Source organism: Flavobacterium sp. GNP001 (assembly GCF_054343775.1).
The window spans coordinates 2413543-2439882 of sequence record NZ_JBTGUX010000001.1 but is presented as its reverse complement, the minus strand read 5'-3'; the positions used below and the strand labels follow the sequence as shown (position 1 = coordinate 2439882).

The 26340-nt window shown below is 35.8% G+C and carries 25 protein-coding genes and 1 tRNA gene; 14 read left to right on the top strand and 12 right to left on the bottom strand.

What is annotated here, in order from left to right:
* Window position 1 precedes the first annotated feature (1 nt).
* The 11 genes from murD (at window position 2) to ACXX8U_RS10380 (ending at window position 12658) form a co-directional block, all read left to right on the top strand.
* Window positions 2-1333, top strand: a complete 1332-nt coding sequence (gene murD / locus ACXX8U_RS10430; protein WP_166133329.1) for a UDP-N-acetylmuramoyl-L-alanine--D-glutamate ligase — start codon at window positions 2-4, stop codon at window positions 1331-1333.
* A 37-nt stretch (window positions 1334-1370) separates the two neighbouring features.
* A complete protein-coding gene (locus ACXX8U_RS10425; RefSeq protein ID WP_458566404.1) occupies window positions 1371-2657 on the top strand; it encodes an FtsW/RodA/SpoVE family cell cycle protein in 1287 nt (428 codons plus the stop codon).
* 28 nt (window positions 2658-2685) lie between these two features.
* Complete coding sequence (murG, locus tag ACXX8U_RS10420) at window positions 2686-3780, top strand: undecaprenyldiphospho-muramoylpentapeptide beta-N-acetylglucosaminyltransferase (protein ID WP_458565789.1); 1095 nt, start codon at window positions 2686-2688, stop codon at window positions 3778-3780.
* Window positions 3781-3844: 64 nt separating this feature from the next.
* Window positions 3845-5194: a UDP-N-acetylmuramate--L-alanine ligase gene (gene murC, locus ACXX8U_RS10415; protein WP_458565788.1), complete on the top strand. Its 1350-nt coding sequence runs from the start codon at window positions 3845-3847 to the stop codon at window positions 5192-5194.
* Window positions 5181-5903, top strand: a complete 723-nt coding sequence (locus ACXX8U_RS10410; protein WP_458565787.1) for a cell division protein FtsQ/DivIB — start codon at window positions 5181-5183, stop codon at window positions 5901-5903. Before murC ends, ACXX8U_RS10410 begins: the two co-directional genes overlap by 14 nt.
* Window positions 5904-5909: 6 nt before the next feature.
* Window positions 5910-7283: a cell division protein FtsA gene (gene ftsA, locus ACXX8U_RS10405; RefSeq protein ID WP_458565786.1), complete on the top strand. Its 1374-nt coding sequence runs from the start codon at window positions 5910-5912 to the stop codon at window positions 7281-7283.
* 49 nt (window positions 7284-7332) lie between these two features.
* On the top strand, window positions 7333-9273 hold the full coding sequence (gene ftsZ, locus ACXX8U_RS10400) for a cell division protein FtsZ (protein ID WP_458565785.1): 1941 nt from the start codon (window positions 7333-7335) through the stop codon (window positions 9271-9273).
* Between the two features lie 323 nt (window positions 9274-9596).
* A complete protein-coding gene (locus ACXX8U_RS10395; RefSeq protein ID WP_458565784.1) occupies window positions 9597-10046 on the top strand; it encodes a GatB/YqeY domain-containing protein in 450 nt (149 codons plus the stop codon).
* 204 nt (window positions 10047-10250) lie between these two features.
* Window positions 10251-10324: transfer RNA gene (locus ACXX8U_RS10390), tRNA-Arg, on the top strand.
* A 219-nt stretch (window positions 10325-10543) separates the two neighbouring features.
* Window positions 10544-11203: a zinc-dependent peptidase gene (locus ACXX8U_RS10385; protein ID WP_458565783.1), complete on the top strand. Its 660-nt coding sequence runs from the start codon at window positions 10544-10546 to the stop codon at window positions 11201-11203.
* A 195-nt stretch (window positions 11204-11398) separates the two neighbouring features.
* Window positions 11399-12658 (top strand): YeiH family protein, encoded by a 1260-nt coding sequence (locus ACXX8U_RS10380; RefSeq protein WP_458565782.1) that lies wholly within the window; start codon window positions 11399-11401, stop codon window positions 12656-12658.
* Window positions 12659-12747: 89 nt separating this feature from the next.
* Here ACXX8U_RS10380 and rpe read toward each other — a convergent pair whose 3' ends face one another.
* From rpe to ACXX8U_RS10350, 6 genes are all read right to left on the bottom strand, one after another.
* Complete coding sequence (gene rpe / locus ACXX8U_RS10375; RefSeq protein ID WP_458565781.1) at window positions 12748-13410, bottom strand: ribulose-phosphate 3-epimerase; 663 nt, start codon at window positions 13408-13410, stop codon at window positions 12748-12750.
* A gap of 417 nt (window positions 13411-13827) precedes the next feature.
* The gene (locus tag ACXX8U_RS10370; RefSeq protein WP_026707723.1) at window positions 13828-14691 is read right to left on the bottom strand and encodes a sigma-70 family RNA polymerase sigma factor; all 864 of its coding nucleotides are present in this window, start codon (window positions 14689-14691) and stop codon (window positions 13828-13830) included.
* Between the two features lie 307 nt (window positions 14692-14998).
* The gene (locus tag ACXX8U_RS10365) at window positions 14999-17134 is read right to left on the bottom strand and encodes a polyribonucleotide nucleotidyltransferase (RefSeq protein WP_236362802.1); all 2136 of its coding nucleotides are present in this window, start codon (window positions 17132-17134) and stop codon (window positions 14999-15001) included.
* 234 nt (window positions 17135-17368) lie between these two features.
* Window positions 17369-17635, bottom strand: a complete 267-nt coding sequence (gene rpsO / locus ACXX8U_RS10360; RefSeq protein ID WP_086453034.1) for a 30S ribosomal protein S15 — start codon at window positions 17633-17635, stop codon at window positions 17369-17371.
* Between the two features lie 120 nt (window positions 17636-17755).
* The gene (locus ACXX8U_RS10355) at window positions 17756-18721 is read right to left on the bottom strand and encodes an energy transducer TonB (protein WP_458565780.1); all 966 of its coding nucleotides are present in this window, start codon (window positions 18719-18721) and stop codon (window positions 17756-17758) included.
* 1 nt (window position 18722) lies between these two features.
* Window positions 18723-19178: an XrtF-associated fRMsr-like GAF protein gene (locus ACXX8U_RS10350; protein ID WP_458565779.1), complete on the bottom strand. Its 456-nt coding sequence runs from the start codon at window positions 19176-19178 to the stop codon at window positions 18723-18725.
* A 76-nt stretch (window positions 19179-19254) separates the two neighbouring features.
* Between ACXX8U_RS10350 and xrtF the strand changes: the two genes are divergently transcribed.
* The 3 genes from xrtF (at window position 19255) to ACXX8U_RS10335 (ending at window position 21028) form a co-directional block, all read left to right on the top strand.
* Window positions 19255-19791, top strand: coding sequence for an exosortase family protein XrtF (gene xrtF / locus ACXX8U_RS10345; RefSeq protein ID WP_458565778.1), 537 nt, complete (start codon window positions 19255-19257; stop codon window positions 19789-19791).
* Window positions 19781-20224: an exosortase F system-associated membrane protein gene (locus ACXX8U_RS10340; RefSeq protein ID WP_458565777.1), complete on the top strand. Its 444-nt coding sequence runs from the start codon at window positions 19781-19783 to the stop codon at window positions 20222-20224. Before xrtF ends, ACXX8U_RS10340 begins: the two co-directional genes overlap by 11 nt.
* 129 nt (window positions 20225-20353) lie before the next feature.
* Window positions 20354-21028: a DedA family protein gene (locus tag ACXX8U_RS10335; RefSeq protein ID WP_210787759.1), complete on the top strand. Its 675-nt coding sequence runs from the start codon at window positions 20354-20356 to the stop codon at window positions 21026-21028.
* Between the two features lie 69 nt (window positions 21029-21097).
* Here the strand turns inward: ACXX8U_RS10335 and groL are convergent, their stop codons facing one another.
* From groL to ACXX8U_RS10305, 6 genes are all read right to left on the bottom strand, one after another.
* Window positions 21098-22729 (bottom strand): chaperonin GroEL, encoded by a 1632-nt coding sequence (gene groL / locus ACXX8U_RS10330; RefSeq protein ID WP_458565776.1) that lies wholly within the window; start codon window positions 22727-22729, stop codon window positions 21098-21100.
* Between the two features lie 79 nt (window positions 22730-22808).
* Window positions 22809-23084, bottom strand: coding sequence for a co-chaperone GroES (locus ACXX8U_RS10325; RefSeq protein ID WP_007137725.1), 276 nt, complete (start codon window positions 23082-23084; stop codon window positions 22809-22811).
* A 138-nt stretch (window positions 23085-23222) separates the two neighbouring features.
* Complete coding sequence (gene secG, locus ACXX8U_RS10320) at window positions 23223-23561, bottom strand: preprotein translocase subunit SecG (protein ID WP_458565775.1); 339 nt, start codon at window positions 23559-23561, stop codon at window positions 23223-23225.
* 3 nt (window positions 23562-23564) lie between these two features.
* Window positions 23565-24416, bottom strand: a complete 852-nt coding sequence (locus ACXX8U_RS10315) for a tetratricopeptide repeat protein (RefSeq protein ID WP_458565774.1) — start codon at window positions 24414-24416, stop codon at window positions 23565-23567.
* A gap of 72 nt (window positions 24417-24488) precedes the next feature.
* Window positions 24489-24992, bottom strand: coding sequence for an LptE family protein (locus ACXX8U_RS10310; protein WP_458565773.1), 504 nt, complete (start codon window positions 24990-24992; stop codon window positions 24489-24491).
* 37 nt (window positions 24993-25029) lie between these two features.
* Entirely contained in the window at window positions 25030-26286 is a 1257-nt protein-coding gene (locus tag ACXX8U_RS10305; RefSeq protein WP_458565772.1) for a sigma-54 interaction domain-containing protein, read from the bottom strand.
* Window positions 26287-26340: the final 54 nt, after the last annotated feature.

Genomic DNA, 26340 nt, shown 5'->3' with positions numbered 1-26340 from the left:
TATGAGGCTAGTAGTTTTAGGAGGAGGCGAGAGCGGTGTAGGTACTGCGATCCTTGGAAAAAGTAAGGGATACGATGTTTTTGTATCCGACTTTGGAAAAATCAAAAACAATTACAAAGAAGTTCTTTTAATTAATGGCATTGCTTGGGAAGAAGAAAAACATACGGCAGATTTAATTTTAAACGCCGATGTGGTGATGAAAAGTCCCGGTATTCCTGATCGATCTCCGATGGTGCAACAGCTTTTAGAAAAAGGAATTCCGGTAATATCAGAGATTGAATTTGCAGCTCCTTTTACAAAAGCAACAATTGTGGGTATTACAGGTAGTAACGGTAAAACGACTACCACCATGCTTACGCATCACTTGCTAAAATCGGCAGGTTTGAATGTTGGGTTAGGAGGTAACATCGGTAAAAGTTTTGCTTGGCAAGTGGCCGATAACAAGTACGATTCGTACGTACTTGAATTAAGCAGTTTTCAGCTTGACGGAATAGAAAAATTCAAACCGCATATTGCCATAATTACAAATATAAGTCCGGATCATTTGGATCGCTATGAATACAATTATGATAATTACATAGCAGCCAAGTTCAGGATTACAATGAATCAAACCGAAGAAGATTATTTGATTTACGATGCCGACGATGAGGCGATAACAAATTGGTTAAAAAACAATACAACAAAAGCAAAATTAATTCCTTTCTCATTGACACAAACTTTCAGCGAAGGAGCCTTTATAAAAGATAACAAAATGGAAGTAAAGATTACTAAAGACGAATTTACAATGGACACAGAGCACATTGCATTAGAAGGAAAACATAACATGAAAAACGCAATGGCAGCAACTTCTGTAGCTCGATTAATGCAAATAAGAAAGGCTACTATTAGAGAGAGTCTTTCGGATTTTCAAGGAGTAGAGCATCGTCTTGAAAAAGTACTTAAAATTCAAAACGTACAGTATATCAACGATTCAAAAGCGACCAATGTAAACGCAACTTTTTTTGCATTAGACAGCATGAATACACCAACAGTTTGGATTGTGGGTGGTGTAGATAAAGGAAACGATTACAATGAGTTAATGTCTTTGGTTCGTGAAAAAGTAAAGGCTATTATTTGTCTTGGAGTGGATAATAAAAAGATCATTGATGCCTTTGGCAATGTAGTTGATATGATGATTGAGGTAACAAATATGAACGATGCAGTTCGTATGTCTCAGCGTTTAACGGAGAAAGGTGACACGGTATTGTTATCGCCTGCATGTGCTAGTTTTGATTTGTTCGAAAACTACGAAGACAGAGGAAGACAATTCAAGCAAGCGGTTAAAAGTTTATAATAAATAATATCCCAAAAGTTCAAAACTACAAGCAATGATAAAAAATCTAGTAAACAAATTAAAAGGAGATAAAGTAATATGGTCGTTTGTGGCCTTATTGGCTTTGTTTTCGTTTATGCCTGTTTTTAGTGCGAGTAGTAATTTAGCTTATTTGGGTCACGGTACGGGAAATACCTTGGGATATTTACTGAAACATTTGGTTCACATTTGCTGTGGTTTTGCTATTATTTTTTATGTACACAAAATTCCATACCAATATTTTCGTTCCTTATCCAGATTGCTATTGCCGCTTGTATGGGTGATTTTGTTGATTACAATGGTAAAAGGAACCGTCATTGGTGGCGCAAACGCAAGTAGATGGTTGCAAATTCCGTTTATCGGTTTGTCCTTTCAACCTTCGGCATTTGCTGCCTTGATTTTGTTCATTTATGTTGCAAGATACCTATCTAAAACTAGAGAAACTCCGATAACCTTTGCACAATCATTTAAGGAATTGTGGTTGCCTGTTTTTATTACTCTAATGTTTATTTTGCCATCGAATTTTTCAACAACTGCCTTGATTTTTTCAATGGTAATTATGTTAGTTTTTATTGGTAAATATCCTTTAAAGTATATCGGATTTATAGTTGGATCAGGTATTGTAGCTTTAGTATTTTTTATTTTAGTTGCTAAAGCCTTTCCCAATGCTTTTCCTAATCGTGTAGATACTTGGATTAGCCGAATAGAAAGTTTTACAAGCGACAAACCAGATGAAGATGATTACCAAATAGAAAAAGCAAAAATTGCTATAGCGTCTGGTAAAATTTACGGTTTGGGTCCTGGTAAAAGTGTACAAAAAAACTTTCTACCACAATCTTCTTCCGATTTTATCTTCGCCATAATCGTTGAGGAATATGGACTTGTGGGAGGAATTGGAGTTTTGATTATTTACATGTTTTTGCTTATTCGTTTCGTAGTAGCATCTCATAAAGCGCCTACAATGTTTGGGAAATTAGTGGTTATTGGTTTAGGATTTCCGATGATATTTCAAGCAATGATCAATATGGCTGTTGCGGTTGAGTTATTACCAGTTACAGGACAAACTTTGCCGTTAATTAGTAGTGGAGGAACTTCTATTTGGATGACATGTATTGCACTTGGGATTATTTTAAGTGTGACGAAAAAAGAAGAAGAAATTGCCGAAGAACAGAAAGAAGCAGCCAAGCGTGACGAAGTTTTACAACGTTTAATTGATGAGACTATCGAGGCTGAAAACAATGCAGAGCCTTCTTATTCAATTGAAGAAAAAGGTTCTAATCCTTTGAAGGCAGTTTACAACAAATAAAGTACAATAGATATTTAAGCATACAAAAATGAAAAACTATAAATTCATATTGAGTGGAGGCGGAACCGGTGGACATATCTATCCGGCAATCGCTATAGCAAATGAATTAAAGTTGCATTATCCTGACGCCTCTTTTCTATTTGTAGGCGCACAAGATAAAATGGAAATGCAAAAAGTACCTCAAGCAGGATATGCTATCGAGGGTTTGTGGATTGCTGGTTTACAACGAAAGCTCACATTTGATAATGCGGTATTTCCACTAAAAGTAATGTCAAGTTTATGGCGTTCAAAAGCTATAATTAAAAAATTCCAACCAGATGTTGTTATCGGTACAGGTGGTTTTGCGAGTGGTCCGCTATTGCAAATGGCAGGTTCGGCAGGAATTCCTACTGTAATTCAAGAGCAAAATTCCTATCCCGGAATTACAAACAAAATATTGAGTAAAAAAGCACGCAAAATATGTGTGGCTTATAGCAATTTGGAGCGTTTTTTTCCAAAAGATAAAATTATTGTAACAGGAAATCCTGTTCGTCAAGATCTATTAGATATTGAATCAAAAAGAAATCAAGGAATTGAATATTTTAAGTTAGATGCTTCCAAAAAAACGCTTTTGGTATTAGGCGGAAGCCTTGGGTCAAGAAGAATTAACCAATTGATCGAAAAAGAGCTAGATTTTTTGATTGCTTCGGGTGTGCAAGTTTTTTGGCAATGTGGGAATTTTTATAAATCAGAATACGAGCACTTGAATAGTAAACCTGGCGTTCAAGTAGTAGCATTCATAGATAGAATGGACTTAATTTATGCAGCTGCTGATTTCGTGATTTCACGTGCTGGTGCTTCTTCTGTGTCTGAATTGTGTTTGGTAGCCAAGCCAACTATTTTCATTCCATCACCAAATGTAGCCGAAGATCATCAAACTAAAAACGCACAAGCAATTGTGGATCAAAAGGGAGCACTTTTATTAAAAGAAAGCGATTTAGAGGTAAAATTTCAATCACTTTTCAACGATATATTGCACGATGAAAAGTTGCAAAAAAGTTTAAGTACAAATATGAAAGCTTTGGCTAAGCCCAATGCGACTAAAGATATTGTTGACGAAATTGTAAAACTGATTCGGGATTAAGGAAATTAAGTTCAGTATAAAACAGTGAAACTTCGTTAGAATAAAATTTAAAACAGAATAAAAAATGAATCTAGAGCAAATACATAACGTTTATTTTATCGGTATTGGTGGTATTGGTATGAGTAATCTGGCGCGCTATTTTAAAACGCTTGGTAAACAAGTTGCGGGCTATGATAAAACGCCATCGGTATTAACTAATGAGTTGATAGCGTCAGGTATTGCTATTCATTTTGAAGATAACGTAACTCTTATTCCATCTCATTTTTCTGTTGAAAGCACATTGGTAGTAGTGACTCCGGCTGTTCCAGTTTCGCACTCACAATGGAATTTCTTTCTGCAAAACAATTTTGTGATTAAAAAAAGAGCCGAGGTACTCGGAATTATAACTAAAGATACTTTTTGCTTTGCCGTTGCGGGTACACATGGTAAAACAACTACTTCTGGTATTTTAGGTCACATCTTACATCAAAGTGGCGCAGATGTTACCGCTTTTATTGGCGGCATTGTAGAAAATTACAATTCAAACTTAATCGGAAACGGAAAAACGGTCACTGTTGTAGAGGCCGACGAATTTGATCGCTCGTTTTTACATTTGCATCCAAATATTGCATGTATTACCTCTATGGATGCAGATCATTTGGATATCTATGGCACGAGCGATGCAATTGAAGCGTCGTTTATCGAATTTGCCTCTAAAGTAGAAGATAAAAATAAGTTATTCATAACAAATGAGTTACCAATTGATGGGGTCGTTTGCTCAATTAATACTGATGCACCTTATCGTGCGTACAATGTGCGAATTGGCAACGGAAGTTATGTTTTTGATGTACAGACACCTACTGAAATCATTAAAGATCTTCATTTTGGATTGCCAGGAAAACACAATTTAATGAATGCATTAATGGCGATTGCAATGGCTAATTTATTCGGCACCCCAACCGAGGCCATTGTAAAAGGCATTGCTTCTTTTCAAGGAATCAAAAGAAGATTTTCGTACCAAATTAAGGGTGATGAAAAGGTTTATATAGACGACTATGCTCACCATCCTACTGAGATTAATGCCGTACATCAAGCCGTTAGAGAATTGTATCCAGGGCAAAAAGTACTTGCAGTGTTTCAACCACATCTTTTTAGTAGAACGCGAGATTTTGCAGTTGATTTTGCAAAAAGTCTCTCAGCTTTTGATGAAATCTTGTTGCTTGATATTTATCCAGCAAGAGAGCTACCAATTGAAGGAATTACCTCAAGTTGGTTGTTAGAAATGGTGTCTATTGAGCACAAAAAGTTAGTAATAAAATCGGACATTATTCCTGCTATTTTAGCTAGCGATGCAACGGTGATTGTGACCATTGGCGCAGGTGATATTGGAGAGCTGGTTCCGCAAATAAAAATGGCTATCAATGAAACGCTTTAATTGGACAAATACCCGATTAGTCCTGATGTTTGGACTGGTTATTTTTCTTTTTTCGTTCACTTCAAAACGAAACGAAAAAAGAAAATTAAGAGCTACAGAAGTTATTTTTGTTGAGCAATTAGGCCCATATGTTAAACAAGAATCGGTTAATAAATTGTTAATAGAAAAAAATAGTGATGTAAAAAGTATTGAAAAACTTACTTTAGATTTGAGGGAGTTGGAGCAAACTATCAATTCACAAAAAATGATTAAAGAATCAGATGTTTTTGTGACTATTGATGGCGTGCTTAAAGCAGTAGTAAAGCAAAAGACCCCAATAGCAAGAGTTTTTGCCAATGAACGGTCTTTTTATATTGATTACGAAGGTGGTACAATGCCTTTGTCAACCAATTTTACTGCAAGAGTTCCGCTTGTTTCTGGAGTAATTGGGTCAGTAAATAATGAAGAATTGGTGAGTTTGTTTCGCTTGATTTACGAAGATGATTTTTTGAAAAAAAATATAATTGGAGTCGAGATAATGCCGAACAGTAGCCTAAAAATGTACAATAGGAATTTTGATTACCGCATCGATTTTGGTAATTTAAAAAATGCGGCAGTGAAATTTAAAAACTATAAAGCTTTTTTTCAAAAAGCAGTTTTAGATAGTTCGTTGTATAAATATAAGAAAATTGACCTCCGATTTACGGATCAAGTAGTTTGCACTAAATAATAGAGAATGGAAAAAGAGAACATTGCAGTAGGTCTAGATATTGGGACAACTAAAATTGTTGCCATGATAGGTAAAAAGAATGAGTACGGGAAACTCGAAATTTTAGGATTAGGTAAATCCAAAAGTCTTGGTGTGGCACGAGGTGTAGTAAATAATATTACCCAAACTATTCAATCTATTCAGCAAGCAATTCAGGAGGCGGAGATAGATTCAGGTTTTAAAATTAAAGATGTTGTTGTAGGTATTGCCGGGCAACACATTCGTAGTATACAGCATACAGATTATATCAGTAGAAATAATCCAGAGGAAGTTATTGGCGGAAACGACATACAGTTTTTAATTGACCAAGTAAACAAGCTTGCTATGTTGCCGGGAGAGGAAATCATTCATGTTTTACCACAAGAATTTAAAATTGATGGGCAATCTGAAATAAAAGAACCTATCGGGATGTACGGCGGACGCCTTGAGGCTAGTTTTCACGTTGTGGTAGGGCAAGCCGCTTCTATCAGAAACGTAGGACGTTGCATTCAGAGTTCGGGTATCGATTTGTCAGGACTTACTTTAGAACCATTGGCTTCGGCAGATGCAGTTTTGAGTCAAGAAGAAAAAGAAGCAGGTGTTGCCTTGATTGATATTGGTGGCGGAACTACTGATTTGGCTATTTTTAAAGACGGAATCATTCGTCACACAGCTGTTATTCCTTTCGGTGGAAATGTAATAACAGATGACATCAAGGAAGGTTGTTCAATCATAGAAAAACAAGCTGAATTGCTTAAAGTAAAATTTGGTTCTGCTTGGCCAGGTGAAAACAAAGACAACGAAATTGTTTCAATTCCTGGTTTAAGAGGTAGAGAGCCAAAAGAGATTTCTTTGAAAAATTTGTCTAAAATTATTCACGCCCGAGTTGTAGAAATCATTGATCAAGTTTTTACGGAAGTTAAAGCATACGGACACGAAGATCCTCGCAAAAAATTAATTGCAGGTATTGTATTAACCGGAGGTGGTGCACAACTCAAGCACATCAAACAATTGGTGGAGTACATTACCGGTATGGATACGCGTATTGGTTATCCTAATGAGCATTTGGCAGGTAATTCAGATGAAGAAATTTCTAGTCCATTGTACGCGACAGCAGTAGGTTTGGTAATTAAGAGTATCGAGAATAATTCTCAAAGCGCTGTTCGAAAAGGTCAAATAGAACAACCAAAAGAAGTTGTAAAAAGAGTTCAAGAAACACCAACTGTTGTTTATGAACCAGAAGAAGAAGTGCAGGTAGAGCCAGAAGCAGTGAAGGCACCTTCGACAGTAAAAGGAATACAAAAAAACTTCTTTGATTGTTATGTAGAAAAAATCAAAGAATTTTTAGATAACGTAGAATAAAAGTTAGCAAAGAATAAGAATTAATAATAAATATCAAAAACCCAAAATTATGCCAAGCAACACAGAATTTGGAAGTATTTCATTTGATTTGCCTAAAAATCAATCAAATGTAATAAAAGTTATAGGGGTCGGTGGCGGCGGTAGTAACGCTATAAACCACATGTTTAGACAAGGAATCAAAGGGGTAGATTTTATCGTTTGTAATACAGATTCTCAAGCGTTGCATAATAGTGCTGTTCCAAACAAAATTCAATTAGGTGTACACTTAACTGAAGGTTTGGGAGCAGGCGCAAATCCAGATGTAGGACAACAATCAGCCATCGAAAGTATCTCTGAGATAGAGAAAATGTTAGATGTAAATACCAAAATGGTTTTTATCACCGCTGGTATGGGTGGAGGTACAGGTACTGGTGCTGCTCCTGTAATTGCACAATTAGCTAAAGAAAGAGATATTCTTACTGTGGGTATTGTGACTTTGCCTTTCTTATTTGAAGGTAAAGTACGTCAGGAACAAGCGTTAATTGGTATCGAAAAATTGCGTAAGCAGGTTGACTCTTTAATTGTAATCAACAACAATAAGTTAAGAGAAGTTTATGGTAATCTTGGTTTCAAGGCAGGATTTTCAAAAGCGGATGAAGTTTTAGCTACAGCCTCAAGAGGTATTGCAGAGGTAATTACGCACCACTACACGCAAAATATCGATTTACGTGATGCTAAAACCGTGTTGTATAACAGCGGAACGGCTATCATGGGATCGGCTGTTTCTTCTGGTGAAAACAGAGCAAAAGAGGCTATTATTGCGGCTTTAGATTCTCCTTTATTGAATGATAATAAAATTACTGGTGCCAAAAACGTATTGTTGCTTATCGTTTCTGGAACTAATGAAATTACTATAGATGAAATTGGCGAGATCAATGACCACATTCAAATTGAAGCAGGTCACAACGCCAATATTATTATGGGTGTTGGTGAGGATGAAGCTCTTGGCGATTCTATTGCAGTTACAATTATTGCTACAGGTTTTGATATCGAACAACAGAATGATATCGTAAACACAGAGCCCAAAAAAATTATTCACACCTTAGAGGATGAGCAAAGAAGTGTTCATAATTTAAGTAATACGTCAGTAAATACTTTTGATATCAATATTGAAACTCCAGTATCTTCAAATTCAAACGAAAGAATTGTCTTTGATCTTATGGAAGATGAAGTTGTCGTTCCTGCTCCCGTAGTTGCAGCTCCAGAGGTAAATGCTGAGGAGTTAATTGGAATGTCTGACTTTATCAAAAATTTGGATGTTACTTTCGAGATAGTTTCTCCAATCACTGATATCGATTTTGTGGTGACTAATGCTATTCCAGAGGTAAAAGCAGTTCAGCCAAAAGCCCCAGAAAAACAAGAACAAACCGCATTTTCTTTTGACTTGCCACTTTTTAAGACTGAAGCAGCAGCTCCAGTGCAAGAAAATAAAGTGGTTTGGGAACTAACCAACGAAACAAAAGAAATCAAAGTAAATGATGCAGTTCAGTTCGTACCTGTAACAGAACTTTCAGATAACGGCATTATCAAATATTCTTTAGAGGAGTTTATGGAGCCAGAAGCAGAGTTCATGCCAAAGCCAGTTGCGAAGGTAGTTGAACCTGTAATTCCAGCTGAATTAAATATTACACTAAAGCAAGTTGAGCGCACAGTAAATGAGGAGCCAGTAGATTTCGCAGCAATTTCACCAATGGAAATGACTATTGAGGAATCAATGCGTATGAAAGCAGATGAGCGTCGTCAAAAATTAAAAGAATTCAACTACAAGTTCAATAACAACGTAGCGAATCGTGACGATTTTGATAAAGGACCAGCCTACAAGCGTTCTGGAATCGATATTTCAACTAATCAAGTGAACAGTGCTAATTCAAGAATTTCATTGAGTACTGACAGTAACAACGATTTACAATTCAGATCAAACAACTCGTATTTGCACGATAACGTTGATTAATACGCAATAATACTAAATATAAATAACCCGAAAATAGAACTTATTTTCGGGTTATTTTTTTTGATGCTATGACACTACGAGCAGTTGCTATTACGGTTAAAATGCTGTAAATTTGTCGAGCCTATCTCCAGCTGTCGTTACAAGCTTTTGGCACAAAACACTTTTTTCTACCGCCTTAAAAGAGCTTCCTTTGGTCGCTTTTTAAGTCCAAGAAAAAAATGTGTTTTCTTCTCAAAAGGCTTTTCACTTTCATCTGGGGCAACAATGCATCATTCATAAGTTGTTTCAACTGCAATAGTAAAATAAAATTTAAAACCCAATATATGAGTTTATCAGTACAAATCATGGACGAAATGAAAACCGCTATGAGAGCCAAAGATACAGTTGCTTTAGAAGCTTTAAGAGCCATAAAAAGTGAGATTCTTTTAGCGCAAACCGCTTCTGGATCTAAAGAAGAAATTACCGAAGATGAAGAGGTGAAGTTATTACAACGTTTGGTAAAAACACGTAAAGAAAGTGCACGAATTTTTACGGAGCAAAATCGTTTGGATTTGGCTGAGCCAGAATTGGCGCAAATCGCTGTAATCGAAAAATTCTTGCCAGCTCAGTTGAGTGAAGAGGAAGTAGAATCTGTAATTGCTAAAATTATTGCTGAAACAGGAGCTTCTGGCATTGCTGCAATGGGAAAAGTAATGGGATTGGCTTCTGCACAACTTGGTGGAACCGCTGAGGGTAAAACCATTTCAACAATAGTAAAAAAATTATTGACCTAGTCAGAAATTTATGCATAACGATTTTATTTTGTAAATCTAAAATCGTTACTTGCGCCTCTCAAAAAAAAACAAAGCTTTTTAGTTTGTTTTATGTGTTTATGTTTAAGTTGATAAGTAGTTTGTTTGTGAACTTCGGTTGCTATCTTGCAAACGAATAGCTTTTAAGTACTCAATTGAACAAAAAGTTTTGGTTGAGATTTTTTTGGCTGTGTAGTTCAACTGGATAGAATATCAGATTTCGACTCTGAGGGTTGCAGGTTCGAACCCTGTCGCGGCCACATTTAACTTTAAAGCTTCAACTGATTTCCCATAGCGGGAGCGAGGTTGAAGCTTTTTTAATAAATCCATCTTTTCGTATGACAATTGCATTGATAATTTCTGGGTTTGTTGCTATATCTCTCTTGCTCTATGTGATCTTTGTAATTGTAGAGCCCATTTTTTTATTTCTTTTTAATAGACCGCTTTATGTTCATTTTTATCCGGTAAAACGCAAATTGTTGCCGAATCAAAGAGAATTGCTTCTAGATAATTTCCCCTTTTACACCTCACTTTCTACACGATATAAATCCTATTTTGAACATAGAATAGTGTGTTTTATTGAGCGTTATCAATTTGTAGGTAGACAAATTGAAGTTACCGATGAAATGAAGGTTTTAATTGCTGCTACTTACGTCATGTTGAGTTTTGGTTTGCGTAAGTATTTAATAGCTGTTTTTGAAGTGATTCTAATTTATCCTTCTGCTTATGATTCAGATGGTAATGGTGTCTTTCACAAAGGCGAGCTAAATATAAAAGCGAAGGCCATAGTTTTCTCGTGGGAAGATTTCATGTCTGGTTTACAAACGAAAAATGACAATATTAATTTGGGTTTGCACGAGTTTGCGCATGCCTTACACGTGCATGGTGTAAAAAGTAAAGATGCAAGTGCAATCGTGTATCACGATTCTTTCAACCAATCACTAAGTTATTTTTTAGACCCTAATCGTCAAAATGAATTGCTTCGAAAAGGATACTTTAGAGCTTATGCCTATGAAAATGAGTTTGAATTTATGGCCGTGGTTTTAGAGCATTTCTTTGAATCTCCTTTGGTTTTTAAAGCAAATCATCCCGAATTATACCAACATGTTGTTAGGATGCTAAATTACAAAAGCAGGTAATTTTGTTCTCTGCCGCCAAGCGAATTGAGGGGCGTCTTTTTGTTATTTCCCAATTGTAATGCTATTTTTTATAATTATTTACCAAGATTTGTATAGTAGTGACAAGTGGGGAAAGTAAATTTTTAAAGTTTGCTATATTTGATAAGCCTACTTTATCGCTCCACAATATTAATTTTATAACACAAACTAATTCTAATGCAAAGCAAAGAAAAGAATTTTAGTCTTCACGAAGATTGGACTGTGGTACTCATTGGATTTTTAATTATTGCTATATCGCTGTTTGTATTTTTGCCTGATGTTCCTGTTTTTAAATGGTCTACGGGTTCTGATTTGATGGATACGGTTTTCTCAAAAGAAAATGTGCTGCTTATCCTTGTTCAATTTTTCTATTTTGGAGCATTAGGCAGTCTTGCAGCTTTGTTGATTGGTAAGTCGGTGCGGAATTTTGCTCTAATTTTTCCAGTATTGTATGCTCTCACCCTTTTGGCTCTTATTTGTGCCGGAAACAGTTGGGTGAAAAATTATAATTTAGAAGCGGTTATTTTTAGTTTAGCAATAGGGTTGTGTATCGGTAATTTGGTTAGACTACCTGAATGGTTTCGCACAGCGCTTTCAACTGAGGTTTTTGTCAAAATTGGTTTGGTGCTTTTAGGAACGAGTGTTATTTTTTCAGATATTCTTAAGGCAGGTTCGTTGGGACTTATACAAGCATTGGTTGTGGTTTTGTCAGTTTGGTACTTCGCCTTTTGGTTGTGTAAAAAACTTAAAGTTGACGATGAACTGACCATGATGATTTCCAGTGCCGTTTCCATCTGTGGTGTATCAGCAGCAATTGCTACCTCGGGAGCTATTAAAGGAGATTCAAAAAAGTTATCTTACGTAATTTCGATGGTGTTGGTTACTGCAATCCCAATGATGATTTTTATGCCCATGATTGCAAAGTATTTCAATTTTCCAGAAACAGTTACAGGCGCTTGGTTAGGCGGTAGTATTGATACTTCGGGAGCAGTAGTTGCATCGGGTTCGTTAGTAGGCGAGACGGCTTTAAAAATAAGTACTATCGTTAAGTTTTCTCAAAATGTTTTATTAGGAATTGCGGCTTTTGCAATTTCGGTATATTGGACGTATACGCAAAACAAAGTGGCCGATGTTCAGGCTGCCAAACCTACTTTAGGAGTTATTTGGGAACGTTTTCCGAAGTTTGTTTTAGGTTTTATTGCTGCCTCTTTGTTTTTTTCTTTTTTAGTTCCATCTGAAACGAGAGAAACCGTGAAAGAAAGTTTAAAAAATATTCAAGGTCTTTGGTTCGCGTTAGCCTTTACTAGTATTGGTCTTGAAACCAATTTTAAAGAGCTTTTTGCAAATAGTAGTAAAAAACCATTGTTCGCTTTTTTATTGGCGCAGTTGTTCAACGTGATTGTGACTCTGATTGTTGCTTTTCTATTGTTTGAATAACTTATGCAATAGGAATCCCTGAAAATTTTTGAGAATAATTCTTCTAGAAATAAAAAATCCCAATCTATTTGATTGGGATTTTTGTCTTTTTATAGTGTAGTGATCTTTTTTAGGTCGGCAATCGTGGCAATTGGGTCTGTAGCTCCAAATACGTAGCTTCCAGCAACTAAAACATCGGCTCCAGCTTCTGCTAGCTGACGGGCGTTTTTGTTGGTTACACCGCCGTCTATTTCAATAATAGTTTGCGCTCCTTTGCGGTTTATTAAAGCTTTTAGCTTTTCTACTTTTGCGTAAGTGTTTTCGATGAAAGATTGTCCTCCAAAACCAGGATTGACACTCATGATGCAAACCAAATCAATATCATTAATTACATCTTCTAGCAAGTCAATTGAAGTATGTGGATTTATTGCAACTCCCGCTTTCATTCCTTCGGCTTTAATGGCTTGTAGTGTTCTATGCAAATGTGTGCACGCTTCATAATGCACGCTAAGGATATTAGCTCCTAATTCAGCAAAAGTTTTAATATAACGATCGGGATCTACAATCATTAAATGTACATCAATTGTTTTAGTAGCGTGTTTTGCAATAGCTTGTAAAACTGGCATTCCGTATGAAATGTTTGGTACAAAAACGCCGTCCATGATGTCTATATGAAACCAATCGGCTTCACTGTTGTTGATCATTTCAATGTCTCGCTGTAGGTTTCCAAAATCAGCCGCTAATACTGATGGAGCAATAAGTGTGTTTTTCATTGTGTAGTTGTTGTTTGTGCAAAAATAGTTTTTTTAGACCAATTGAAGTACTTTTTCATTAAGAAGAAATAGCGTCTTTTTGTAACGAAGGTAGCGTAAGGGATAATAGCGACATCCTTTTGTGCAGCGTTAGCGAAACAAAAGATATAGCGAATAGCCCGACCCGAAGTTTTTACGGAGGGGTACGCCTTTAAAGTGAGAAGTGAAAAGTGCATAGTGAGAAGTGAATTGTTCTCAGTAAATCGTGATTGGTGGTTTTTATTGAAAAAAATAAAACCTCGGTAATCAGCCGAGGTTTCAATCATCAATCAAAAAACGAACAGTTAATCAGACTGTTGTTTGCTTTAAAAAAGTTTCAAGTTTAAGGTTTCAAGATGTTTTGAGCAACTTGAAACTTTAAACTTGAAACAAATATAGTTATCCTAAATAGGTTTTTAAAATTTTACTTCTAGAAGTATGTTTTAATCTGCGGATTGCTTTTTCCTTGATTTGACGCACACGCTCACGAGTTAGATCGAAAGTTTCTCCAATTTCTTCTAAAGTCATTGGGTGTTGGTCGCCAAGACCAAAGTACAAACGAACTACATCAGCCTCACGAGGTGTAAGAGTTTCAAGAGAACGCTCAATTTCGGTACGCAATGACTCGTGAATTAACTCTCTATCTGGGTTTGGAGATTCGCCAGAACGCAATACATCGTAAAGGTTAGAATCTTCACCTTCTACAAGTGGAGCATCCATGGATAAGTGACGACCAGAGTTTTTCATAGACTCTTTTACATCATTTACAGTCATGTCAAGTTCTTTCGCAATTTCCTCAGCAGATGGCGGACGCTCGTTAGATTGCTCTAATAACGCGTACATCTTGTTGATTTTGTTGATAGAACCAATTTTGTTCAAAGGCAAACGTACGATACGAGACTGCTCAGCCAAAGCTTGCAAAATCGATTGACGAATCCACCATACGGCATACGAAATGAATTTGAAACCACGAGTTTCATCAAAACGTTGTGCTGCTTTTATAAGTCCAAGGTTCCCTTCGTTAATTAAATCGGGAAGAGTTAAACCTTGGTTTTGATATTGTTTTGCCACCGATACTACGAAACGTAAGTTGGCTTTTGTTAATTTTTCTAAGGCGCGCTGGTCACCAGCTTTAATCTTTTGTGCTAACTCTACCTCTTCATCAGCCGTGATAAGATCAACTTTTCCAATTTCTTGTAAATATTTGTCTAATGATGCAGTTTCACGATTCGTTACCTGCTTTGTAATTTTAAGTTGTCTCATGGTGTTGTCTCCTCAATTTTAAAGTGTACAAATAGTTATACGTAAGGAGTTGCAAAAAAGTTACAATATTTTTAAAATAATTTAATTTAGTTTAATCCTGAGCGAAGCCGAAGGAGGGCATTCCCTGCGGTCCAGGCTATTCGTTACAATCTTTTTATTCGCCGCGGCGAATAAAAAGGATTTCCACTACTATCCCTAATGCGGAGTCGTTTTTTTATGATGTTTTGTATTTTTAGAAAACAAAAATCCCGTTCGTGAATGCGAACGGGATTTTCTATAAATAAACCTTTAGTAAACTAAGATCTGATTACTCTTTTTTCTCCTCGCGTGGAGGTCTAGCGATAAGTGCTTTACGAGACACTTTTTCTTTTCTAGTTTTTGGATCAAGTCCTAGGTATTTCACTTGAAATACATCGCCCATGTTTACAACATCAGTAACGTTTTCAGTTCTTTCCCAAGCTAGTTCAGATACGTGTAACAATACTTCGTTTCCTGGAGCTGCTGTATATTCTACAACCGCACCAAAATCAAGCATTTTGATTACTTTCACTTCGTAAGCTTCACCCATTTGTGGCTTGAAAGTGATTGATTGAATTTTAGCTAATACTGCTTCAATTCCAGCAGGATCAGTACCTAAAATTTCAATAACACCTTGCTCGTCTACCTCGTTGATTACGATAGTAGTTCCTGTAGCTTTTTGTAATTCTTGAATCACTTTTCCACCAGGTCCAATCAAAGCACCAATAAAATTACCAGGAATAGTTCTGGTGATAATTTTTGGAGCGTATGGTTTCACATCTTCTTTTGGAGCAGCAAGAGTTTCAATTAATTTTCCAAGAATATGCAAACGACCGTCACGAGCTTGAGCCAATGCAGCTTCCATAATCTCGTATTTCAAACCGTCAATCTTGATGTCCATTTGGCAAGCGGTAATTCCTTCAGAAGTCCCAGTTACTTTAAAGTCCATGTCTCCTAAATGGTCTTCATCACCTAAGATATCAGATAAAACTGCAAAACGCTCTCCGTCAGTAATTAATCCCATTGCAATTCCAGATACTGGACGAATCATTTGGATACCAGCATCCATTAATGATAATGTACCAGCACAAACGGTAGCCATAGAAGACGAACCATTCGATTCTAATACTTCAGAAACTACACGAATTGTATAAGGACAATCAGCAGGAATCATGTTTTTCAAGGCACGTTGTGCCAAGTTACCGTGACCAACTTCTCTTCTTGAAGTTCCTCTTAAAGGACGAGCTTCACCAGTTGAGAAAGGAGGGAAGTTGTAGTGCAAATAGAATTTTTCTTCACCTTGTTCAGATGGAGAGTCAATTTGGTTGGCTTCTCTAGAAGTTCCTAAAGTAGCTGTAGCCAAAGCTTGAGTTTCTCCACGTGTAAACAACGCAGATCCGTGTACTGATGGTAAATAATCTACCTCACACCAGATTGGTCTGATTTCTGTAGTTTTTCTTCCGTCTAAACGAGTTCCTAAATCTAGGGTTACGTTACGAACAGCTTCTTTGTTGGTTTTGTAGAAGTACTTAGAAACTAAATCTCCATTTTCAGCCAATTCTTCTTCAGTAAACAAAGCTTTTACTTCTTCTTTTACTTCTGCAAAAGCAGCAGTACGTTCTTGTTTAGAAGAACCTTTACTAGCAATAGCATATATTTTGTCGTAAGCTGCTTCTTTTACTTTTGCGTAAATAGCTTCGTCTGATTTTTCATTTTCGTATTCACGTACTTGTTTTTTTCCAAAAGCGGCAGCTAATCTTTCTTGTGCAGCAATTTGTACTTTAATGTGCTCGTGAGCAAATTTAATTGCTTCTAGCATTTCTGCTTCTGAAATCTCTTTCATTTCACCTTCTACCATGGCGATAGAATCGGTTGAAGCTCCAATCATCATGTCAATGTCTGATAATGCTAATTGAGCACGAGAAGGATTGATGATGAATTTACCATCAATACGACCAACTCTAGCTTCAGAAATTAAAGTTTCAAATGGAATATCAGACAATGCAAGTGCTGCCGAAGCTGCTAATCCTGCTAATGCATCTGGCATTACATCCTCATCATGAGACATCAATTGAATCATAACTTGAACTTCAGCATGGTAATCATCTGGGAAAAGCGGACGCAATACACGGTCTACCAATCTCATTGTTAATACTTCGCTATCACTAGGGCGTGCTTCTCTTTTGAAGAAACCACCAGGAAAACGACCTGCTGCAGCAAATTTTTCGCGATAATCTACCGTTAATGGTAAAAAATCAATACCTGGACTTGCTTTTCTTGCGGAAACAACTGTACCTAGAATAACAGTTTTTCCAATTCTTACTACCACAGATCCATCAGCTTGTTTGGCTAAACGACCTGTCTCGATTGTGATGCTTCTGCCATCACCTAAATCGATACTTTCTACAAATAATTGTGGAATCATAAATTTAATTTTTTAGTTAAACATGGGTTCTAGTTGTGTTGTAGTTGTTGTTGTGCGTAGTTAATGCCTAAAACCCAATGAAAAACCAAACTTTTTTTAATAATCAATCCAAATGAATTGATGTTGCGATTTTGTCTTAGCTCTAATCCCTTTTGTGTCAGGACTTCTATAATGATTTAAGACAATATTATATAAAATAAAAAAAGAGGCACTTTCGCACCTCTTTCCTATTGATTATTTTCTGATATTCAATACTTTGATAATTTCACGGTATCTGTTGATTTCTTTCTTTTTCAAGTAATCTAACAACGATCTTCTTTTACCTACTAGTAATACTAATGAACGCTCAGTGTTATAATCATGACGATTTTTTTTCAAGTGCTCAGTTAAGTGACTAATTCTGTAAGTAAACAAAGCGATTTGCGCTTCAGCTTTTCCAGTATTCGTTTTTTCTCCGTGTTGTGCGAAGATTTCTTCTTTAATCTCTTTAGTTAAATACATTCCAATATTATTTAATGATTCTTATGTATGTCTGCCATCTATTGGTAGACGGGTGCAAAAGTAAAAAATAATTATGAATAAGGAAACATTAATCGGTATTTATTTTGAGGTTTTTGTAAATTATCTAGAGCTTTGTAGTGCAATAGGCAGGGAGTACAGTACTCTAACATTCTGCCCTCTTTGCATACCTGGTTTCCATTTTCCGTAACTCTTAACGACTCTAATTCCTTCTTGGTCTAAAACATCGTTCAATGATTTGAGGATTTTCACTTCGCCCAAGTCACCATTTTTCTCTACAACAAACGAGATGTATATTTTTCCTTTTACTCTGTCGTAAGCTCTAGGGATTTGGAAGTTTTTCCCGATATGTTGGTAGAAATCTTTCATACCAGTTAATGGTTCTGGTTTAACTTCTAATTGGGTATAGGAATATTCATTATTGTCTTGATCTGTGCTCACTCCTGAAATTAACTCGCCGTCTCTATATTCTTCAGTATAGCCATAAATAGTGATAAAGGTTCCTGTCCAAGAACCTTCTTTCAGTCCATTTTTATACATTCCTTTTTCAGTCCCGAACTTAAAAGTTTTTTCAGAAGTACCATTGCCATTTACAACGGTTTGCTTGCCGTTTTCCAGCCAGTAGTTTTTAAGTTTTTGTAACGTCGAAAAACCATCTTCTGATTCAAAATATTCTGATTCAGATTCCTTTGTACCGTTTTCGTACCAAAGTTCTTCATTTCCAACTAATCTACCTTTTAAGTAGTTGGTAATGCTTTTCTTATTCCCGTTTTCGTAATAATTAATAAACTCTCCAGATTTGCTTTCAATATTAGCAGTGAGTGCTTGACCTGACATTGCTATAGCTCCGGATTTATAATACTCTTTAAAACTATACATATTCGTGGTCGTATCGAAAGATTCAATCACACGATAGTACAAGTGATTATCGTAGTTTGTTTCTACACCAAGTGAGTCAAGATATATTTTTTTACCGACTGATTCTTGACTAAAACCAAATATAGGTAGTAGAATTAAACACCAAAAAATAAGTTTTGAGTAATTATAGGCTTGCTTCTTATTTTTCATGCTAAAATAATGTTGCAATCTCTTGATTTACAAACTCTAAAAATCGTTCATCTTCCTCAGTGAAAGGATCTATTACGTGGCTATCAATATCAATTTGGCCAATATTTTGTCCATTTACAAAAAGGGGTACAACAATTTCTGATTTTACGGTAAAGCTACAAGCAATATAATTGTCTTGAGCGCTTACATCGGGCACCACAAAATTTGCATTTGACTCGGCAACTTGTCCGCAAATTCCTTTTCCGAAAGGGATTACAGTGTGATCTGTTTCGGCACCTACGTAAGGTCCTAAATGAAGCGTTTTTGCCTCGTGATTGGCAAAATAAAATCCTACCCAATTGTAATACGAGATAGATTCGTTTAACAATTGACAGATAGACAAAAGTTTTTCGTCTCTACTTTGAATTGTATTTTGGGTAATTTCGGTAACTTTAGGTTGTAATTCTTGAAAGGTCATGTTTTATTGATTTTATTTTACAAAAGTATTTAAAGACGGTTTTATATTTTGTATAAATTTGTTAAAAAAAATCAAGTTGAAAAAATATTATTACGAATACAAACCATTTTTGCTTTTTTTGGGTTCTTTTTTTCTGAGTTATATTGTTTTGACAGCTTTGTATCAATACTATTTATCTGGATTTGAATCGAATAAAGTGGATGGGATTACCAAAATGGTCAGCAATCATACGGCTTGGGTTCTGGATTGTTTTACTATTAATTCTTTCGTGACTGAAAGTCCAAAACATGCTTACATGAAACTCATGTATCAAAATCACTACGTTGCTAGGATTGTCGAAGGTTGTAATGCAGTGAGTGTTCTTATTTTGTTTGCCTCATTTGTAATTTCCTTTTCTGGTCGCTGGGCTATTACAATTGGGTATGTTTTGTGTGGTTGTGTTTTAATTTATATCTTAAACGTACTTCGCATTGCAGCCTTGAGCGCTTTAATTTTTTATTATCCAGAGCATGAGCCTTTTCTGCATGGAGTCATTTTTCCATTGTCTATTTATGGTGTGGTATTTATATTATGGTTAATTTGGGTTCGTAAATATTCAAGTTATGCTGCGTAAACTACTTCAAAATAAATCGCGTTTTTTCTTTTTGATTGTTCTTGTTGTACTTTTAATTGCGGTACGTGCTTTTGAGAATCAAATGTTTTATGATCCACTTTTAGATTTTTTTAAAAACGATTTTGAAGAATCAGCACTTCCTGTTTTAAATAAAGGTAAATTATTCTTTGGCTTATTTTTTAGGTATTCTTTGAATACTCTTTTTTCGCTGGCAATCATTTTTGTTTTATATCGGGACAAAGCTCTTATTAAGTTTGCATCACTTTTGTATTTGTGCTTTTTTGTGGTGTTAATTGTTGCGTTCTATGTTGTGCTATTGAATGATTTACCAAATCAAAATTGGTATCTTTTCTACATCAGAAGATTTATAATTCAGCCTCTTTTTTTGCTTTTGTTTTTGGCCGGTTTGTACTATCAAAAGAAAGCAAAGTAAATTCATTTTGGGTATTATCGGTGTTTTTTACAACCGTTAATAAAACTTTAAAATAAAACAATAAATTGTTCTTGATGTTTATTATATGTACTTTCACGCGCAAATAATTGTAGTACAAAAAAACTTAGAATGAACAATTTTGATTGGAAGAATTTAATAGACCCACTTTTTTATATCCATTTTGATGTCAACGGGATTAAGTTGGGAATTTATATCGTTTTATTTATTGTGTTTGCCGAAACGGGCCTCTTTGCAGGTTTCTTTTTACCAGGAGATAGTTTGTTGTTTTTGGCAGGAATTTACAGTCGCGAATTAATTGAAAATATCGTTTTTATTGATCATGATTTCTTAAATGTGGTCTTGTTAGCTACATTGGTAGCATTAGCTGGTATTTTAGGAAACGTAGTTGGGTATTGGTTTGGGTCAAAAAGCGGATATTATTTGTACAACAAGCAAGATAGTTTTTGGTTCAAAAGAAAGTATTTAGTTCAGTCTAAAGATTTTTTCGAGAAGTATGGTGGCAAGGCGATTATTTTTGCTCGTTTTCTACCAATTTTTAGAACTTTTGCACCAATAGTCGCTGGTATTGTTTCTATGAACAAGCAAAAATTTATGTTTTATAATGTCTTGAGTTCATTTATTTGGTCTTTCACTTTGATATTCGCAGGACACTACTTGTATGGTTTTCTATTAAAGAATTATCAAGTTGATTTGAAAGAACACATTGAATTAATTGTTTTGTCACTCGTAGGAATTACAATACTACCGGTTATTTATAAGTTCAGTAAAAAATCAAAAGAGTAAAAAAATAGTTATACAAAAAAGCCCCAATTTAATTTGGGGCTTTTTTTATGTTTAGTAATGAACAGGAAATTACATCATTCCTGGCATTCCACCGCCCATTGGCATTCCGCCTCCAGCGTTTTCCTCTTTGATGTCAATTAGTGCACATTCTGTTGTTAAGATCATTCCAGCTACAGATGCTGCATTTTCTAATGCTACACGAGTTACTTTCTTCGGATCAATAATTCCAGCAGCAAGCATATCTACATATTGATCTGTTTTAGCGTTGTATCCAAAATCACCAGCGCCTTCAGCAACTTTCGCTACTACAACAGATCCTTCAAGACCTGCGTTTTCAACGATAGTTCTTAATGGAGCTTCTACTGCACGAGAAACAATTTGAATTCCTGTAGCTTCATCAGCATTATCAGCAGTAAGTGCAGCAAGAACATTTTTAGCTCTTAATAATGCTACACCACCTCCAGCAACAATACCTTCTTCAACAGCAGCACGAGTTGCGTGTAATGCATCGTCTACGCGGTCTTTTTTCTCTTTCATCTCTACTTCAGAGGCAGCACCAACATAAAGAACAGCAACGCCACCAGCTAATTTAGCCAAACGCTCTTGTAGTTTTTCTTTGTCATAATCAGAAGTAGTAGCTTCCATTTGACCTTTAATTTGGTTCACACGATTTTTGATCATGTCCGCATCTCCAGCACCGCTTACAATGGTAGTATTGTCTTTGTCGATAGTTACTTTTTTAGAAGTTCCTAACATTTCAATTGTAGTGTTTTCTAAAGTGTAACCTCTCTCTTCAGAAATTACTGTTCCTCCAGTTAAAATTGCAATATCTTCTAGCATTGCCTTTCTTCTGTCTCCAAATCCAGGTGCTTTTACAGCAGCAATTTTTAATGCTCCTCTTAATTTGTTTACCACTAATGTTGATAAAGCTTCGCCATCAACATCTTCAGCAATAATTAATAATGGCTTACCTGATTGCGCTACTGGCTCAAGTACTGGCAATAATTCTTTTAAAGAAGAAACTTTTTTGTCATATAATAAGATGAATGGATTTTCTAATTCAACTTCCATTTTCTCAGAGTTGGTAACAAAGTACGGAGATAAGTAACCTCTGTCAAATTGCATTCCTTCAACTACATCTACAAATGTATCTGTACCTTTTGCTTCTTCTACTGTGATCACTCCTTCTTTTCCTACTTTTGCGAAAGCAGTGGCGATTAATTCACCAATAACCTCGTCATTATTAGCAGAGATAGAAGCAATTTGTTTGATTTTTTCAGAGTCGCTACCTACTACTTTAGCTTGCTGCGCTAAGTCAGCCACAATAGCCTCAACTGCTTTGTCAATACCGCGTTTCAAATCCATTGGGTTAGCTCCGGCAGCTACGTTTTTTAATCCTTCTTTTACGATTGCTTGCGCTAAAACGGTTGCAGTTGTAGTTCCATCACCAGCTAAGTCATTGGTTTTTGATGCTACTTCTTTTACCATTTGAGCTCCCATATTTTCTAAAGGATCTTTTAATTCGATTTCTTTAGCAACGGTAACACCATCTTTGGTTACGTTCGGACCTCCAAAAGCTTTTCCAATAATTACATTACGTCCTTTTGGTCCTAATGTTACTTTTACAGCATTTGCTAATGCGTCAACTCCACGTTTTAATCCGTCACGTGCTTCAATATCAAATTTTATATCTTTTGCCATTTTTAATTTAGTTTAAAGTTTTAAGTTATTTTAGTTTTAAATATGTTGCAGGGATTTAACTTGTAACCTGAAACAAAATTTAGATTATCGCAAGAATATCATCTTCGCGCATGATCAAATAATCTTTTCCTTCTAATTTTAATTCTGTCCCAGCGTATTTTCCGTAAAGTACAGAATCTCCAATCTTTACGGTCATTGTGTGTTCTTTAGTTCCATTTCCTACAGCAACAACAGTCCCTTTTTGAGGCTTTTCTTTGGCTGTATCTGGTATGAAAATTCCTGATGCAGTTTTTGTTTCTGCGGCAACAGGTTCGATAAGAACTCTGTCTGAAAGTGGTTTAATGTTTAATGCCATGATTTATGTTTTTAAATTATTTATTTTGGAATGCTCAGTAACTTTCAGAAATTATGCCATGGTATTAAAACTGACATAATTTCTTAAAAAAAATGCCAGCTTTGACAGGCTGGCATTTTGTATTGTGTATCGAAAAAATTATTTAGCTGGATTTGTAGCAGCTGGAGCGTTTTGTGCTGGTACAGCTGGAGCTGGAACCGCAGATGCTGGCGTATTTTCAATGATTTTAGAATCTGTATCACTTAATGATCCTGTGAAACTTAAGCTTGAAAGTAAAATAAGCGCAATTAAAATAGCAGAAAGTGTCCAAGTACTTTTGTCTAAGAAATCAGTTGTTTTTTGTACTCCACCTAACATTTGTGAACCACCAACATTAGATGATAATCCGCCACCTTTTGGGTTTTGTACCATGATTACTACGATTAATAGGAAACAAACTATAGTTATTAAAACTAAAAAAATTGAAAATGTGCTCATTGTTTAATTATTATTATGTTGTAAAATCTTAATATCCGATATGCGGTCCGCAAAGAAACTACTTTTTTCTGGATATTTCAAAATTAATATTTCATAAGCTTGTATCGCTTTTTGATATTTTTTTTGCTCCAAATAAACTCGCGCTAAGGTCTCTGTCATTAATGCTGAATGATCTGCTGTAGGAAGTTCAATATTCACAGCTGGACTCGTGTTATGCTTTACCGGAGAAATTTTAGGGCTAGTTTCAATGAACTTATCTATTATGGCTAATTTTTTTAATTTTTCGGGATCAGGCGCAGGTTCTTCTGGAATACTTTGCTCAATTTCGTCTCTTTTGATAGGCTCCGTTCTTGAAAGTTGTAACCATTCTTGAAACGAATGTTGCTCTTGTTTTGAAAATTCTAATGGACTTCCAATTTCGAGCTTTTCAATAATGGTTGCTTTTTGCTCTTTGGGTTCGGGAGATGAAGCTTCTTTAATTGAGGTTAAGATTGATCTTTCAACAGGACTCAAAACTGGTGTCGTAATTTCAGGCTGCTTTATTTCTTCACTATCAATAACATTAATGTCTAAGATGGCTTGGAGTTTCTTTTCATACAGGCGTTTGTGTATGGCGACAAAATTTTCGGAAGTGATAAAATCAAAAAGTACCGAACGATCTGTGGTGTGGGCGGCCGTTACTTTTAAAGCGCCATTATATTTAAAGCTGTTTTGACTGTATAGCCCTTTTAGCTGAATGGCTTTCGCACTTTGAAAATAAGGATACGATGCAATCACGTCATCTAACGCTGTGGTTTGCTTCTCAAGGATAGCATCCGGCTTGGTTATTAAATAGGTAAAGTCAGCTAATTCCATTTTTTTTAAATCAAGTTGTATGCTAAGATACAGCTAGTTGGACAAATAATTGTGAGTACTGGTTTGAATTACTTACCATTTAGCCAGCGACTCGTTAAAGATGTCTTGGGTAATACGGTCGAATATTTCTTCTAAAGCAGAATTGAGTGGTGCACCTGTTAATTGTTGTTCAGCAGGATAATCAAAGAAAAAGCTAAACGATTTTTCAAAATCATCTGTTTCTTTTTTCTTGTTTGTAAAACGAACATTTACACGAACGGTCAAGCGGTTTTGTGCAGCTCTTTGGTCAGCCGTGGCAGTCATTGGACTAATTCTGTAATCCACAATTTCACCTTCGTAGGTTAAGTCGGCACCATTCGTTACAAGGTTTAAATTCGTTTGATTCTGAATCAAATCTTGTAATTTTAAGGTAAATGTTCTGTCAATTCCTGGTTCAATTAATTCTGCATTATTTTGAAAAAATCCTACTTGAAAGGTTTTGGCGTCAATGTTACCTGTTCCTGTAAAATTATAAACAGAGCAGCTATTGGTGCTTGCAATCAATATGGCTAAAAAAAAATATTTTATAAATTTCATGTTCTTGAAAGTAATTGGTGAAAATTTAATCTGTTTTTTACAAATCAAATTGCTTAATTTTTCGATATAAAGTGCGCTCCGAAATTCCTAATTCATCAGCAGCAGCTTTTCGTTTTCCTTTATTTTTTTCTAACGATTTTTTTATCATTTCAATTTCCTTTTGCTCCAAGCGTAGGGTTTCTTCTTCCTCGACTGTTTCTGCAAATAGATAATTATCATCGTTTTCTTGATACAATTCTTCTGCAGAAGGCGTAGTGATTAAACCGGTTCTTGGTTCTTCTTCAAAATCTATTTCGCTATCGGTGTCTTTGGTTCCGTAGATTTTCTTGATCAAATGTTGATTCGTTTCTTGGACTTTGGTACTTCCGTTTTGAATTAGTTCAAGGGTGAGTTTTTTGAGATCATTCAAATCGCTTTTCATATCAAAAAGTACTTTGTACAAAATTTCCCTTTCGGTCGAAAAATCGTTTTCACTTTTTTTATCCTTGATTACCGATGGCAAATTACTTCCTTGCTCGGGTAAATACGATTGCAAAGTTGCTGCAGAAATATCACGATTGGTTTCAAGAACTGAAATTTGTTCCGCTACGTTACGCAATTGTCTAATGTTACCGCTCCATCTGAATTTTTGCAGTAACAGCACCGCATTTTCATCTAGTTTTAACGGAGGCATTTTGTATTTGTGTGCAAAATCAGCAACAAATTTTCGGAATAACAAATGAATATCGTCCTTGCGCTCTCGCAAAGGCGGTAAAGTAATGTCTACGGTACTCAAACGATAGTACAAATCTTCTCTAAAGTTTCCTTTTTCGATGGCATCAAACAAATTTACATTGGTGGCAGCCACAATTCGAACATCAGTTTTTTGTACTTGGGATGATCCTACCTTTATAAACTCACCATTTTCAAGCACACGCAATAAGCGTACTTGGGTGGTAAGAGGCAATTCGCCCACTTCGTCAAGAAAAATAGTTCCGCCATCAGCTACCTCAAAATAACCTTCACGTGTGCTTGTAGCACCTGTAAAAGCGCCTTTTTCGTGACCAAATAATTCACTATCAATAGTTCCTTCCGGAATAGCTCCACAGTTTACAGCAATATATTTGCCGTGTTTTCTATGTGATAAGGAGTGAATAATACGAGGCATATTCTCTTTACCAACTCCGCTTTCGCCGGCAACCAATACGGTGATGTCAGTAGGAGCAACCTGAATGGCTTTTTCTATGGCGCGATTGAGCTTGGGATCGTTCCCTATAATCTCAAAGCGCTGTTTTATATTTTGAACTGATTCCATTTGATTTTTGTTTAAAGTTTTTTTGTTTCAAGTTTCAAGCTATCGAGAGAACTT

What these genes read in the sequence shown, in the direction of transcription:
- murD (WP_166133329.1), top strand. Translation starts at nt 2, where the DNA reads ATGAGGCTAGTAGTTTTAGGAGGAGGCGAGAGCGGTGTAGGTACTGCG.
- murG (WP_458565789.1), top strand. Translation starts at nt 2,686, where the DNA reads ATGAAAAACTATAAATTCATATTGAGTGGAGGCGGAACCGGTGGACAT.
- murC (WP_458565788.1), top strand. Translation starts at nt 3,845, where the DNA reads ATGAATCTAGAGCAAATACATAACGTTTATTTTATCGGTATTGGTGGT.
- ACXX8U_RS10410 (WP_458565787.1), top strand. Translation starts at nt 5,181, where the DNA reads ATGAAACGCTTTAATTGGACAAATACCCGATTAGTCCTGATGTTTGGA.
- ftsA (WP_458565786.1), top strand. Translation starts at nt 5,910, where the DNA reads ATGGAAAAAGAGAACATTGCAGTAGGTCTAGATATTGGGACAACTAAA.
- ftsZ (WP_458565785.1), top strand. Translation starts at nt 7,333, where the DNA reads ATGCCAAGCAACACAGAATTTGGAAGTATTTCATTTGATTTGCCTAAA.
- ACXX8U_RS10395 (WP_458565784.1), top strand. Translation starts at nt 9,597, where the DNA reads ATGAGTTTATCAGTACAAATCATGGACGAAATGAAAACCGCTATGAGA.
- ACXX8U_RS10380 (WP_458565782.1), top strand. Translation starts at nt 11,399, where the DNA reads ATGCAAAGCAAAGAAAAGAATTTTAGTCTTCACGAAGATTGGACTGTG.
- rpe (WP_458565781.1), bottom strand. Translation starts at nt 13,410, where the DNA reads ATGAAAAACACACTTATTGCTCCATCAGTATTAGCGGCTGATTTTGGA.
- ACXX8U_RS10370 (WP_026707723.1), bottom strand. Translation starts at nt 14,691, where the DNA reads ATGAGACAACTTAAAATTACAAAGCAGGTAACGAATCGTGAAACTGCA.
- ACXX8U_RS10365 (WP_236362802.1), bottom strand. Translation starts at nt 17,134, where the DNA reads ATGATTCCACAATTATTTGTAGAAAGTATCGATTTAGGTGATGGCAGA.
- rpsO (WP_086453034.1), bottom strand. Translation starts at nt 17,635, where the DNA reads ATGTATTTAACTAAAGAGATTAAAGAAGAAATCTTCGCACAACACGGA.
- ACXX8U_RS10355 (WP_458565780.1), bottom strand. Translation starts at nt 18,721, where the DNA reads ATGAAAAATAAGAAGCAAGCCTATAATTACTCAAAACTTATTTTTTGG.
- ACXX8U_RS10350 (WP_458565779.1), bottom strand. Translation starts at nt 19,178, where the DNA reads ATGACCTTTCAAGAATTACAACCTAAAGTTACCGAAATTACCCAAAAT.
- ACXX8U_RS10340 (WP_458565777.1), top strand. Translation starts at nt 19,781, where the DNA reads ATGCTGCGTAAACTACTTCAAAATAAATCGCGTTTTTTCTTTTTGATT.
- ACXX8U_RS10335 (WP_210787759.1), top strand. Translation starts at nt 20,354, where the DNA reads ATGAACAATTTTGATTGGAAGAATTTAATAGACCCACTTTTTTATATC.
- groL (WP_458565776.1), bottom strand. Translation starts at nt 22,729, where the DNA reads ATGGCAAAAGATATAAAATTTGATATTGAAGCACGTGACGGATTAAAA.
- ACXX8U_RS10325 (WP_007137725.1), bottom strand. Translation starts at nt 23,084, where the DNA reads ATGGCATTAAACATTAAACCACTTTCAGACAGAGTTCTTATCGAACCT.
- secG (WP_458565775.1), bottom strand. Translation starts at nt 23,561, where the DNA reads ATGAGCACATTTTCAATTTTTTTAGTTTTAATAACTATAGTTTGTTTC.
- ACXX8U_RS10315 (WP_458565774.1), bottom strand. Translation starts at nt 24,416, where the DNA reads ATGGAATTAGCTGACTTTACCTATTTAATAACCAAGCCGGATGCTATC.
- ACXX8U_RS10310 (WP_458565773.1), bottom strand. Translation starts at nt 24,992, where the DNA reads ATGAAATTTATAAAATATTTTTTTTTAGCCATATTGATTGCAAGCACC.
- ACXX8U_RS10305 (WP_458565772.1), bottom strand. Translation starts at nt 26,286, where the DNA reads ATGGAATCAGTTCAAAATATAAAACAGCGCTTTGAGATTATAGGGAAC.